We start from the raw sequence: 12,764 nt of genomic DNA, 5'->3' as shown, positions 1-12,764 counted from the left end.
TACCCAACGGTTCATGTTGTCCGATGATCAGTTCCAATCTATATGCCAATTGATTTATCAAAAGGCAGGTATTGTGCTGACTAACAACAAAAGGGAGATGGTTTATAACCGTCTCACTAGGAGGTTACGTGAATTACGGATGAATAACTTTGGTGACTATCTTGCGTTTCTTAAAAGTGATGTACGCAACCCTGAATGGCAAGAGTTTGTAAATGCATTAACAACCAATCTCACCGCATTTTTCAGGGAAGCGCATCATTTTCCTATTCTGGCTAAACATGCCAGAAAAAGAGCAGGAGGTGTCTACCGAGTATGGTGTGCAGCCGCATCTACTGGAGAAGAACCTTATTCAATTGCGATGACTTTACGCGATGTTTTTGGGAATAACCCTTATAAAACCAAAATTATTGCCAGCGATATCGATACTAATGTGTTGGATAAAGCACGAAAAGGTGTTTACCGACAGGAAGAGCTTAAAACTTTAAATGATGAATATTTGAAAAAATATTTTCTCAAAGGTGTCGGCGATTTTGAAGGATACGTGAAAATTAGACAACAAATCAGCGAGATGGTCTCTTTTCAGTATTTGAACTTACTCGACAAGCAATGGGATTTAGAAGGCAGTTTTGATGCGATTTTTTGTCGTAATGTCATGATTTATTTTGACAAAGCGACACAACAAACCTTACTTAACCGCTTTACCTCATTACTTAAGCCAGACGGAATGCTGTTTGTTGGACATTCTGAGAATGTAAGCCAGCTTAGCAAGGATTTCTACTTGCATGGGCATACCGTTTACGGGCTGACACCAGCAAGGAGAGGTTATGAATAAAATAACGGTACTCTGTGTTGATGATTCGGCGTTAATGCGTCAAATCATGCGAGAAATCATCAACAGTCATAGCGATATGGAAGTTGTTGATTGTGCACCAGATCCTATAGTGGCTCGTGACTTAATAAAAAAGTACAACCCACAGGTATTAACGTTAGACGTTGAAATGCCACGTATGGATGGTATTGATTTCTTGGAAAAACTGATGCGATTAAGACCAATGCCTGTCGTTATGGTCTCATCATTAACAGCAAAAGGTTCAGAAGTGACGTTAAAAGCGTTAGAACTGGGTGCGGTTGATTTTGTGACTAAACCACAGCTTGGTTTGCGTGAAGGTATGATGGCTTATAGTGAACTGATTGCTGAGAAAATTCGTGCCGCAGCATTGGCGCGGATTAATCGCCGAGAAGTACAAGCAGCGCCTTCTAAATCATTGTCATTTACACCGATGATTTCGAGTGAAAAGTTGATTGCTGTAGGGGCATCAACTGGTGGCACAGAGGCTATTCGTAATTTTCTAGAACCATTACCTATTACCAGCCCTGCGATATTAATTACGCAACATATGCCCGCAGGGTTTACACACTCATTTGCAGAACGATTAAATCGTTTATGCCAAATTAGTGTAAAAGAAGCAGAAGACGGCGAACGTGTATTGCCTGGGCATGCTTATATTGCGCCAGGTGATTATCACATGGAGCTTCGTCGTAATGGTGCTAACTACCAGATCCACATTAATAAAGAGCCAGCAGTAAATCGTCATCGTCCTTCTGTCGATGTGCTATTTAGGTCTGTCGCAAAATATGCGGGGCGTAATGCTATCGGTGTGATTTTAACCGGAATGGGAAGTGACGGTGCTGCGGGTTTATTAGAAATGCGTCGTGCTGGTAGTTATACCTTTGCACAAGATGAAGCGAGTTGTGTCGTCTTTGGTATGCCACGCGCTGCGGTTGAATTAGGCGCAGTAGACGAAGTGAAAAGCATAAGCGCAATGAGTAAAGCGGTGCTGATGAAAATCAGCAGCACACAATCATTGCGTATCTGATTAAGTTCAGTTTAAAAAGCAACACAGTAATTTGCCGATATATTTTGAAGGAGTTTTCAATGGCAAGTAAGGATCTGAAATTTTTAGTGGTTGATGATTTTTCAACAATGCGCCGCATAGTTCGTAATTTGCTAAAGGAATTAGGATTTACGAATGTAGAAGAAGCAGAAGATGGTGCTGACGCGTTAGCTAAATTACGCAATTCGGCAATTGATTTTGTGATCACAGACTGGAACATGCCAAACATGGATGGTCTAGAGCTTCTTAAAAATATTCGTAGTGATGCGGGACTTGCAGCAACACCAGTACTTATGGTTACCGCTGAAGCTAAAAAAGAAAATATCATTGCAGCAGCGCAAGCGGGTGCAAGTGGATATGTTGTTAAACCTTTTACAGCAGCAATTCTTGAAGAAAAACTAAATAAAATTTTTGAAAAACTGGGCATCTAAGGAGTCGCAATGAGTGGGAATCCAATTATGCCGAAAGATAATATTGAAATGACATCTGATATTATCAGCCGGATCGGACAATTGACGCGGATGTTACGCGACAGTTTGCGAGAATTAGGATTGGATAAAGCAATAGCCGAAGCAGCAGAAGCCATCCCTGACGCTAGGGAACGATTGGACTATGTTGCTCAAATGACCGCTCAGGCAGCTGAGCGTACATTGAACTGTGTCGAAGCTGCGCAGCCTAAACAGGATGCGTTAAGTGCCGATGCGACTAAGCTTACTGAGCGTTGGGACCAATGGTTTGAACAGCCAGAAGAGCTGAAAGATGTACGCTCTCTTGTAACCGATACCCGCAATTATTTGCGGGATATCCCTGAGAGTACGGCTTTTACTAACAGTCAGTTATTGGAAATTATGATGGCACAGGATTTCCAAGATCTGACCGGTCAGGTAATTAAACGCATGATGAGTGTTGTTCAAGAAATTGAAAAACAACTCGTGATGGTATTAATGGAAAACCTGCCACCAGAGCAACTTGAAAAGTCTAATGTGAAGAAAGAGACCGACTCTTTATTAAATGGTCCACAGGTTAATAAAAACAACGCTGGCGTGATCAAAAATCAAGATCAAGTTGATGATTTACTGGAAAGTTTAGGTTTCTAACCTTCTAATGAGTTTTAGGGCGATAAGGACGTTGAGATATGCAGGACGCATTCGCTCTATGCTCAGCTCTTTTAGGATGGTGTATTTTATGGATAAAAAATCACGTAACAATGCTTTAATAGCACACGCTATTGAAGAAAATGTAAGCCGCTTTTTTTAAGCGGCTTTTGAAGTTGTCGAAATAAACATCAAAAATAAAATTACTCAATTTTGCTGTGAATTTTGCTGATTTCCTTATAATCAGCGTCAATATTGCTTATATCTTCATTTTTATCATTGGGTTGTTTTTTAAGTACATACTGTCATAGCCCAAAAAGCCCCGTAAATTTGCGATTGTTCAGCCCATCAATTTCCTCTGAATTTGTCATGCTTAGAGTCATTTCATTCATGCTTTTAATCTCAATATCTAAATCGGACAGACTGTGGCTGAAGATAGCGATCTCGAAAAAACAGAGGACCCCACACCCCATAAACGGGAAAAAGCCAAAAAGGATGGACAAATTGTCCGTTCTAAAGAGCTATCGTCCGTATTAATGATCTTGGGTGGTGTGAGTTTGCTGTGGATGAGTGGTGGGTTTATCACTCGTGGGCTACATGCCATGTTAACAGAAGGGTTTACGTTTAATCATCACCTTATTGGTAATGAGAATTTGCTGATCCCTCGATTTGGTAGCTTGATTAAACAAGCTGTGTTTGCGCTATCACCTGTGTTTTTGGGTTTAGTGCTTGTGGCAATTGGTGGCTCGGCCTTATTAGGCGGGATTAACTTTAGTAGTAAATCCATTAAGTTTGATCCGAAAAAATGGAACCCTATTTCCGGGTTAAAGCGCATTTTTTCAATGAATGCGTTAGCTGAGTTATTTAAAGCGATACTGAAATCAACCTTTGTGGGGATCGCTGCAACCGTTTTTTTATGGCACAACTGGAACGATATTCTTCATCTGATCACGCTTCCACCACTGAGTGCGCTAGCGAATGCGATGCAACTGCTGATATTCGCCGTCTATATCACGGTGTTTATGCTGATCCCGATGGTGGCATTCGACATTATTTTCCAAATTCGTAGCCATTTGAAAAAGCTACGCATGACGCGCCAAGAAATTAAAGATGAATTTAAACAGCAAGAGGGTGATCCGCAACTTAAAGCGCGTATCCGTCAGCAACAACACGCAATGTCTCGCCGTCGAATGATGGCGGATGTGCCGAAAGCTGACGTTATTGTTACGAACCCAACACACTATGCTGTTGCACTGCAATATAACGACAAAATGACAGCGCCTAAAGTTTTAGCAAAAGGCGCAGGGGCCATTGCGTTAAAAATTAAAGAGATTGGTGCAGAAAATCGAATTCCGCTTCTAGAAGCGCCACCGCTTGCTAGGGCGTTATATCGTCACAGTGAAATAGGCCATGCAATACCTTCAACCCTCTATGCTGCGGTTGCAGAAGTACTTGCATGGGTTTATCAACTGAAACGATGGAAAACCGAAGGTGGTTTAAAACCTAAACAACCTATGAACTTGCCAGTGCCTCCCGCACTGGACTTTGCTGGAGAAGATAATCGTCATGGCTAATTTGGCCTCATTACTCCGCTTGCCGGGAAATTGGAAAAGTTCTCAGTGGCAGATACTGGCAGGGCCAGTGCTTATCTTGTTGATACTGTCAATGATGGTATTGCCATTGCCACCTTTTCTATTGGATTTATTATTTACCTTCAATATCGCACTCTCCATCATGGTGCTGTTGGTTGCAATGTTCACTCGACGTACTTTGGACTTTGCTGCTTTCCCGACTATTTTGCTGTTTACCACGTTGTTACGTTTATCATTAAACGTGGCTTCAACACGTATCATCTTAATGGAAGGGCATACAGGACCAGAAGCTGCAGGGCGCGTTGTTGAGGCCTTTGGCCATTTCCTTGTTGGCGGTAACTTTGCTATCGGTATTGTGGTCTTTATCATCCTTATTTTGATTAACTTTATGGTTATCACCAAGGGTGCGGGACGTATTGCTGAAGTAGGTGCGCGTTTTGTGTTAGATGGAATGCCGGGTAAACAGATGGCAATCGATGCTGACCTGAATGCTGGTATTATCAACGAAGACGAAGCAAAGAAACGCCGTAAAGAAGTTTCATTAGAATCCGACTTTTACGGCTCAATGGATGGTGCGAGTAAGTTCGTTCGTGGTGACGCCATTGCCGGCTTAATGATCCTTGTGATTAACGTGGTGGGTGGTCTTATCGTCGGTGTCGCTCAACACGGAATGGCATTAAACGATGCAGCAACGACTTATACCCTTTTAACTATCGGTGATGGTCTGGTTGCTCAAATTCCTGCATTGATTATCTCAACAGCAGCGGGTGTTATCGTTACTCGTGTTGCAACAGACGAAGACGTTGGGCAACAGATGGTTACCCAACTGTTTGACAATCCTCGTGTTCTACTGTTAACCGCAGGCGTGCTAGGTCTGTTAGGTTTAGTGCCGGGAATGCCTAACTTTGTTTTCCTTTTCTTCACAGCTGCATTAGGTGGATTAGGTTGGTATATCTTACGCCGCAACGCCAATCCTGAAGTGCAACAACAAAAAGAGATGGAAGAAGTTGAAAAACAAAACCGTGTTGTTGAAGCTTCATGGGAAGATGTACAACTTGAAGATCCATTAGCCATGGAAGTAGGGTATCGCTTAATTCCAATGGTAGATAACCGCCAAAATGGTGAGTTGTTAGGCCGAATTAGTGGTATTCGTAAAAAGTTTGCTCAGGAAACGGGATACCTTCCTCCAGTTGTTCATATTCGAGACAATATGGAATTAAGGCCTTCCTCCTATCGCATTCTAATGAAAGGGGTTGAAATTGGTCACGGTGAAGCGCATCCGGGTCGTTGGCTAGCAATCAATCCGGGTAATGCCGTTGGCTCTTTAGATGGCGATATAACTCAAGAGCCTGCATTTGGTTTACCCGCAGTTTGGATTGATGACAGCTTAAGAGAGCAAGCACAGGTTCAAGGCTATACCGTTGTGGCTGCAAGTACCGTTATTGCAACGCACTTTAACCATGCATTAGCGAAATACGCATCAGAATTATTTGGTCGTCAAGAAGCTCAAATGTTGTTTGATAGGGTGAGTAAAGAGCTCCCTAAAATGACAGAAAATATGATCCCAGATATGCTTTCGCTTACTGTATTGCACAAAGTATTACAGAACTTGCTGTCTGAACAAGTGCCTATTCGTGATATGAGAACCATATTAGAAGCTTTAGCAGAGCACGCGCCAGAGCAGAAAGATCCCGCTGAATTAACCGCCGTTGTTCGTGTTGCACTTCGCCGTGCGATCACACAACACTGGTTTGGTGATCAAGATGAAATTCAAGTCATTGGTTTAGATGCAAGCTTAGAGCGTATTCTTGTTCAAGCTATGCAAAGTGGCGGTGGTTTAGAGCCGGGACTAGCTGAGAATATTGAACAACAAGCAGCAGATGCTGTGCGTCATCAAGAGATGTCCGGTGGAGCTCCAGTATTGTTAGTGAATCATGCGTTGCGTTCATTATTGTCACGTTTCTTACGTCGCAGCCTACCGCAATTAGCCGTATTGTCGAATATGGAAGTCAGTGAAGGTCGTCGCATTCGTATGACGTCGATGATTGGTGGGCAACCTCATTAATCATTCATACAGATAAACTGTTGTTAAAGCCAAGGCCACTTTATTAAGTGGCCTTTTTTATATGTTGATATAACTGAAAGGTGTAATGGGGTAGAAAGTAGGAGGGTAATAACGGTTTATTGATGACAAGGTGCATCAATAAATAGATAGCCTAGTGATATCTATTTTAGCGTTATAAAAAGTACAGTCATGGTGTGATGATGGTGTGATAATCAAGATCCAAGCAAGAGTTAAGGTTTTAGATAAGAGAAGTGTCACAAGAAGATGATAGATAACAGCGGAGTGTTATCTGTTGTTGCTGGTTTAAAGTGAGTCGTGTTTTATCGGCAAAGCAAAACGCCATCAATATTGATGGCGTATCGTGTGAATTCTGATAATTATCGAGAAAGCCTAAACCTGAATTTTACGCCCAGCCAGTGTTGAACGCTGTGCTTGCCCATCAGAACCATAAAGGGTTGGGCTGTGGTTCTTCTGCAAAAAACGGATAGCATCACTATTACGAGTGATATGTTGATCGAGTAGTAATCCGTTATGTTGATTCAGATATTTTAACTCCGCCGTGATGTCTATTATCTGTGTCCATAAATCAGATAAGAACGGCAACCCTGAATAAGGTTTTTCTACACCGGCTTGTAGGCTTAGCGTATGACGCTGTTGGTCTGTATGACCTAAAGCCGACAAGACAAAATTCTTCTGTTCAGTTACTTCGTGTAGGGCATTGATATCAATATTACCTGCGCATAATAACTGTTGTTCAGCACGTAAAATACCCGCAATGGTATTAAGCTGTGATAATTGAAGATCTAAAGTCTGGCGGAGTTCTTCCATCATAATCATTAAAATATTATTGAGTTATGCTTTCAGCAGCTTCACGGAAAAGAGCGTCCGCAATTTTACCGCTGTCCATGGTTAATGTGCCGTTGGCAATTGCTTCTTTTAAGCGAGCAACTTTCTCAACGTCAATGTCTTTATTTCCAGGTTGAACAAGTTTTTTCTGCGCTTCACTTAGTTTTACAGAAGTGTCACCTGTTGCAGTTTTTTGTTCAGTTGTTCCCGATTTACGTGAACCCTGTGTGACTTCACTTGGGTTACGTTGTGCAATTGCGTTAATCGGAAGCAGTGGATTCGCGCGTTCAATACTCATAGGAAAATCCTTTGTTAGGCATCAATTAATAGTCAGATGAAGCCATTGTAAAACAACCTATGTGTTTTCGCCTATCATCTTGTTTCTTTATATCGGCTGTTGAATCAAAAACTTTAATCTTAGTATTACTCGTCATACTTCAAGCCGTAGCGTTGTTGACTGCACTCACTCACACTAGTCACATACTTATGTATGTTCCTAGCGATTCGTTCATTTGTCGCCTAGCTACATCTTGAATTATTTAGAGTAAAAAATGTATACAAATACAGTTTTTGTTCAAATTGTAATGCAAGAGAGTTTACCTTGGCTTGCCATAACTGAAACGGGTAACAAGCAATTCAATATAGGCTTATTCTGCTTATCAGCTTTTTAATCTATTAAAGAGGGATGCGTACAGAGCCGTCTTCAAGTGCTTCGCCGGTGACGATTTGGCCTGATTTAACTCTTACTCGAATCGTTTCATTGGCGACAGCATTGTTTACGGCTTTACCTTCATAACGGATCTGAAAGTGAGGGCCTTGTGCAAATACAGTGACTGTTTGTCCTGCCAAAATAGCCCAAGGGCGACGAACCATTGTGGACGTTAAAGGTTTTCCTGCGGATATTTGTCGCATTGCGATCGCATTTTTAATTAATGCTGGATCACGTAATACATCATAAGGTAATTTTTCTAACTCACCCGTTGCCATGCTAACGGCAGAAGTTTCAATAATGTCATCACGATTAATGTCTTTTTTCGCGATTAAGTATTCACCATTAACGCTAACATCAATTTGAATAAACCGACGTTGTTTATCACACTGAATTGGGATTGAAAGACGTCCCCAATTACGCGCGCCAGCATGACGTTGGATCTCTTGTGTTTGGCAGACAGGCCATTTATCTTCTGGTGTTAAAACTGTCACAGTCACTTTATCGCCTTGTTGATGAAGTGCGACAAAGAAATCTTGTAGTTCTTCAGGGAGTGATTTTGCGACACTCACATTCATCATAAAGAAAAAAGAAAATAGACCGATAAGAGTTCTAACTAACATAATTTGTATCACCTTACAGAGTTGATGCTAATTGTGCGTTTGTCATTATTTAGCAATAACAGTGTACATCGACTTTGCACGCCTTAAACGCATAAATAGCAATCCAATTTACGCCTATTCCTCCAATCATCTTTTTTTTGAGCGTTTATTCTGTCAACTGAAATTGTTTTATCAGCTGAGGTAAGTGGCTTAGCCACCAAGGATAGAAGATGCTCGATAAATTAGAAAATACGTTTCATTTTCAACAAGAAGCGCTCTCAATACGCAATAAACGCCAAGAAATTCTCGCTGCGAATATCGCTAACGCAGATACCCCAGGCTTTCAGGCTCGTGATATTGATTTTGCTTCTGAATTGAAGAAAACCATTGAAAATGGACGTACAGGTACTCATGGCATGCAATTGGCTATGACATCTGAACGCCATATCCCAATTAAACCCGGTTATCGCTTAGAAGCGGACTTACTTTATCGCGTGCCTCATCAAACGGCGATGGATGGTAATACCGTGGATATGGACATGGAACGTAGTAATTTTGCTGACAATAGCCTTAAGTATCAGGCTGATGTGACATTTATTAACTCGCAAGTTAAAAGCATGATGGCTGTATTGCAACAGTAGGGTAACGAGCATGTCTTTATTTAGTATTTTCGATATTTCAAGTTCAGCACTTTCAGCGCAATCACAGCGTTTAAACGTGAGTGCCAGCAATATGGCAAACGCTGACAGTGTTGCGGGTCCAGATGGCGACCCTTATCGTGCAAAACAGGTTGTTTTTCAGGTGAACGCACCTGCTGGTCAAGAAGTTGGTGGTGTTCGTGTCACTGAAGTGGTGGATGATCCTGCGCCATTTCGTATGGAATATCAGCCGGGACATCCCTTTGCCGATGAAAAAGGGTATGTACGTATGCCGAATGTTGATGTTGTGGGTGAAATGATTAACACCATCTCTGCATCAAGAAGCTACCAAGCTAACGTCGAAGTGATGAACACGGCAAAATCGCTGATGCAAAAAACACTGATGATAGGTCAATAGGGAGAATAAATTGTGGGTATTTCCTCCTCAATGAATGAACCTTATGATAATACCATTATCGGGGATGCTCCTTCTTCATACCATACGAAAAAAAGTGGTAGTGATGATATTAAAGGGAATTTCCTGACACTTCTCATCACCCAGATGAAAAATCAAGACCCAACAAACCCAATGCAAAATAATGAGTTAACTTCCCAGTTAGCTCAGATTTCAACTGTTGAAGGCATTGAAACACTGAATAAAACAGTGAATAACATTGTTGGGCAGATTGACCAAAGTCAGGCGTTAAAAGCCTCTTCACTGGTGGGACGAGGTGTTATGGTCTCTGGGAATAAAATTGTTGTCTTTCAGCCAGCCGACGGTAAAGGTGAGACTGAAAAACCCGGTGATGGGGATGACACAATTCCAACACCTGACACTCAAAATGAAAAAACACGTCAGCAAATGGGATCGTATAAAGCAGATGATACGGACCCAAATACACCTGACAGTGAACACCTTTTTTCAACACCTTTTGGTTTTGAATTACTCAGTCCAACCGATTCTCTTACGATAAACATCACCAATGCGAGTGGTGTGACCGTTCGTACAATCAATATGGACAAAAAGATGCTACCGGATGTTTATAACTTCTCTTGGGATTGTACTGATGAAGATGACAATCCTGTTCCACCGGGAAGTTATAAATTTACCGTTAACGCCACGCTTAATGATGCTCAGGTCCCTGTTAAGACACTGAATTATGCGCTGGTGAATAGTGTGTCCATGGTGGATGGTGGTGCCCGCCTTGATGTTGGCTTAGGTAATACCGTTTCATTGGATGAAATTCGTCAGGTTCTTTAACTAACACATATTCAACTTGGAGGGCGCATGTCCTTTTCACAAGCAGTAAGTGGTTTAAACGCAGCAGCCGCTAACTTAGATACTATCGGTAACAATATTTCTAACTCCGCAACCTACGGTTTTAAAGGTGCAAGCGTTTCTTTTGCAGACGTTTTTGCCGGTTCAGGTGCTGGTCTGGGTGTTAAAGTTGCAGGTATTAGCCAAAACTTTAAAGACGGTAGTATCACTACTACTAACCGCCCAACAGACGTAGCGATTTCTGGCGGTGGTTTTTTCCGTATTGAAGATCAAAACGGTGGCGTTTTCTATTCACGTAACGGTGAATTCGGTAAAGATAAAAATGGTTTCCTGACTAATATGCAAGGTATGCGTGTAACAGGTTACCCAGTACAAGTTGTTGATGGTAAAAACGTTGTTCAAAAAGGGGCGACACCAACACCTATCGTTATTCCTACCGATATGATGAACGCCAGTGCAACCGATAAAATCAATATGGCGGTTAACCTGAATTCAGGTGAAGAGAAACCCGCTAAAGCGCCATTTGATTCTAAAGATGGTGATACTTATAACTTTAGTACTAACGTTACCACTTACGATAGCTTAGGTAACGAACATAACCTGAACTTATTCTTTGTAAAAACAAATGACAATGAATGGAAAGTTTATGGGCAAGATACATCCACTAAGGATACAACTGGTGCACCATCGGCACATCAGGAATTAGGAACGTTAGACTATTCAACAGGTGGTGTTTTAAATAGCTTTACACCTGCTGCAGTGACTCCTCCAGCAACACCAGGCTTTGCTATTGCTTCTTTAAATGGTTCTGCTCCAAGCACGATCACACTGGATTTCAGTGGCAGTACTCAGCAAAAAGTCTCTGAATCAAGCGTATCTAAATTAGCGCAAAATGGTTACCAAGCGGGTGAATTCACCAATTTCCGTATTGAGCAAGATGGCTCGATCATGGCAACTTACTCAAACCAACAAAGCCAAGTTGTTGGTCAAATCGCATTAGCTAACTTTGCAAACCCAGGCGGTTTAAGCTCACAAGGCGACAACATGTGGTCTGAAACTAACGGTTCAGGTTCACCAATCGTCGGTGTTGCAGGCTCTGGTGTATTCGGCAAATTAACTAACAACGCATTAGAAGCGTCTAACGTTGATATGAGCCAAGAGTTAGTCAACATGATCGTTGCTCAACGTAACTATCAATCAAACGCACAAACCATCAAGACTCAGGATCAGATCCTGCAGACTCTGGTTAGCTTGCGCTAATAACGCCGGAAATAATCTGTTATGGATCATGTGATTTATACCGCGATGGGCGGCGCCAGACATTCGATGGAAAATCAAGCTGTCGTGGCGAACAACTTAGCAAACGCATCAACGCCGGGATTCAAAGCGCAGCTTAGTGCAATGCGAGCCGTACCTGTCAATGGCGATACCTTACCGACTCGTACATTAACGGTAGCATCAACGCCAGGTAGCGATCAGAGCCAAGGAACGATGAACTATACCGGCCGATCAATGGACGTTGCTTTAAGTGATAACGGCTATTTAGCGGTTCAACTTGAAGATGGCACAGAAGCCTATACCCGAAACGGGAATATCCAACGTAACGCTGACGGCATGTTGATGGTACAAGGGCGTTTGTTAATGGGCGATAACGGTGCAATTGAAGTACCAGCTCAAGCAAATGTCAGTATTGCCAATAACGGTATTGTGACTGCGCATGTACCTACTGATCCACCCAAAATGCTGGGTCAAATTGGTCGTCTGAAAATGGTAAAACCAGAGCAAAACGATTTAGTTCGTGGCGATGATGGTTTATTCCATTTATCTCAGCAAGGAACAGTGCGAGCGGGTGAACAATTACCTGCTGATGATAGCGTGAAGGTGTTAGCTGGTGTGTTAGAAGGCAGTAATGTTAATCCAGCAGAAGCCATGGTCGATATGATAGCAAACGCAAGACGTTTCGAAATGCAAATGAAGGTTATTCATAGCGCTGATGATAATGCGCAACGAGCTAACCAATTGCTATCACTGAGTTAAATAGTGT

Annotated in this window: 14 protein-coding genes; 11 read left to right on the top strand and 3 right to left on the bottom strand. The window is 42.1% G+C overall.

Features of this window, described 5'->3' with window-relative positions; translation table 11 throughout:
- Window positions 1–13 precede the first annotated feature (13 nt).
- The 6 genes from cheR to flhA all read left to right on the top strand — a co-directional run bounded on the left by cheR (window position 14) and on the right by flhA (window position 6,646).
- Window positions 14–832: a protein-glutamate O-methyltransferase CheR gene (gene cheR, locus EHE21_RS11815; protein WP_228766784.1), complete on the top strand. Its 819-nt coding sequence runs from the start codon at window positions 14–16 to the stop codon at window positions 830–832.
- A complete protein-coding gene (locus EHE21_RS11810) occupies window positions 825–1,877 on the top strand; it encodes a protein-glutamate methylesterase/protein-glutamine glutaminase (protein WP_100160431.1) in 1,053 nt (350 codons plus the stop codon). The genes cheR and EHE21_RS11810 overlap by 8 nt, the downstream gene beginning before the upstream one ends.
- Before the next feature lie 59 nt (window positions 1,878–1,936).
- Window positions 1,937–2,326, top strand: coding sequence for a chemotaxis response regulator CheY (gene cheY / locus EHE21_RS11805; protein WP_023581807.1), 390 nt, complete (start codon window positions 1,937–1,939; stop codon window positions 2,324–2,326).
- Between the two features lie 9 nt (window positions 2,327–2,335).
- Window positions 2,336–2,992: a protein phosphatase CheZ gene (cheZ, locus tag EHE21_RS11800; protein ID WP_023581808.1), complete on the top strand. Its 657-nt coding sequence runs from the start codon at window positions 2,336–2,338 to the stop codon at window positions 2,990–2,992.
- Window positions 2,993–3,414: 422 nt separating this feature from the next.
- The gene (gene flhB, locus EHE21_RS11795; RefSeq protein ID WP_036912700.1) at window positions 3,415–4,563 is read left to right on the top strand and encodes a flagellar biosynthesis protein FlhB; all 1,149 of its coding nucleotides are present in this window, start codon (window positions 3,415–3,417) and stop codon (window positions 4,561–4,563) included.
- Window positions 4,556–6,646 carry a flagellar biosynthesis protein FlhA gene (flhA, locus tag EHE21_RS11790; RefSeq protein ID WP_088495213.1) on the top strand — a complete coding sequence of 697 codons (2,091 nt, stop codon included), beginning with the start codon at window positions 4,556–4,558 and terminating at the stop codon, window positions 6,644–6,646. The genes flhB and flhA overlap by 8 nt, the downstream gene beginning before the upstream one ends.
- 390 nt (window positions 6,647–7,036) lie before the next feature.
- On the opposite strand, the gene EHE21_RS11785 is transcribed toward flhA, so the two are convergent.
- The 3 genes from EHE21_RS11785 to flgA all read right to left on the bottom strand — a co-directional run bounded on the left by EHE21_RS11785 (window position 7,037) and on the right by flgA (window position 8,824).
- Window positions 7,037–7,477 carry a flagella synthesis protein FlgN gene (locus EHE21_RS11785; protein WP_088496016.1) on the bottom strand — a complete coding sequence of 147 codons (441 nt, stop codon included), beginning with the start codon at window positions 7,475–7,477 and terminating at the stop codon, window positions 7,037–7,039.
- 13 nt (window positions 7,478–7,490) lie between these two features.
- A complete protein-coding gene (flgM, locus tag EHE21_RS11780) occupies window positions 7,491–7,790 on the bottom strand; it encodes a flagellar biosynthesis anti-sigma factor FlgM (protein ID WP_156733636.1) in 300 nt (99 codons plus the stop codon).
- A gap of 377 nt (window positions 7,791–8,167) precedes the next feature.
- Window positions 8,168–8,824, bottom strand: a complete 657-nt coding sequence (gene flgA, locus EHE21_RS11775; protein ID WP_194950776.1) for a flagellar basal body P-ring formation chaperone FlgA — start codon at window positions 8,822–8,824, stop codon at window positions 8,168–8,170.
- 209 nt (window positions 8,825–9,033) lie between these two features.
- On the opposite strand from flgA, the gene flgB reads away from it, so the two are divergent.
- The 5 genes from flgB to EHE21_RS11750 are packed head-to-tail and all read left to right on the top strand — an operon-like array spanning window position 9,034 to window position 12,757.
- Entirely contained in the window at window positions 9,034–9,444 is a 411-nt protein-coding gene (flgB, locus tag EHE21_RS11770; RefSeq protein WP_075673034.1) for a flagellar basal body rod protein FlgB, read from the top strand.
- A gap of 10 nt (window positions 9,445–9,454) precedes the next feature.
- On the top strand, window positions 9,455–9,859 hold the full coding sequence (gene flgC, locus EHE21_RS11765) for a flagellar basal body rod protein FlgC (protein WP_069367469.1): 405 nt from the start codon (window positions 9,455–9,457) through the stop codon (window positions 9,857–9,859).
- A 12-nt stretch (window positions 9,860–9,871) separates the two neighbouring features.
- Entirely contained in the window at window positions 9,872–10,702 is an 831-nt protein-coding gene (locus EHE21_RS11760; RefSeq protein ID WP_194950775.1) for a flagellar hook assembly protein FlgD, read from the top strand.
- A gap of 27 nt (window positions 10,703–10,729) precedes the next feature.
- On the top strand, window positions 10,730–11,980 hold the full coding sequence (gene flgE, locus EHE21_RS11755; RefSeq protein WP_194950774.1) for a flagellar hook protein FlgE: 1,251 nt from the start codon (window positions 10,730–10,732) through the stop codon (window positions 11,978–11,980).
- A gap of 21 nt (window positions 11,981–12,001) precedes the next feature.
- A complete protein-coding gene (locus tag EHE21_RS11750; protein WP_088495218.1) occupies window positions 12,002–12,757 on the top strand; it encodes a flagellar basal body rod protein FlgF in 756 nt (251 codons plus the stop codon).
- The last annotated feature ends 7 nt before the right edge of the window (window positions 12,758–12,764 follow it).

The sequence above is a fragment of the Proteus sp. GOKU genome (genome assembly GCF_015475555.1).
Classification (GTDB): domain Bacteria; phylum Pseudomonadota; class Gammaproteobacteria; order Enterobacterales; family Enterobacteriaceae; genus Proteus; species Proteus mirabilis_B.
Note: the sequence above shows the minus strand (reverse complement) of the source record. Positions and strands in the feature narration are given on the sequence as shown.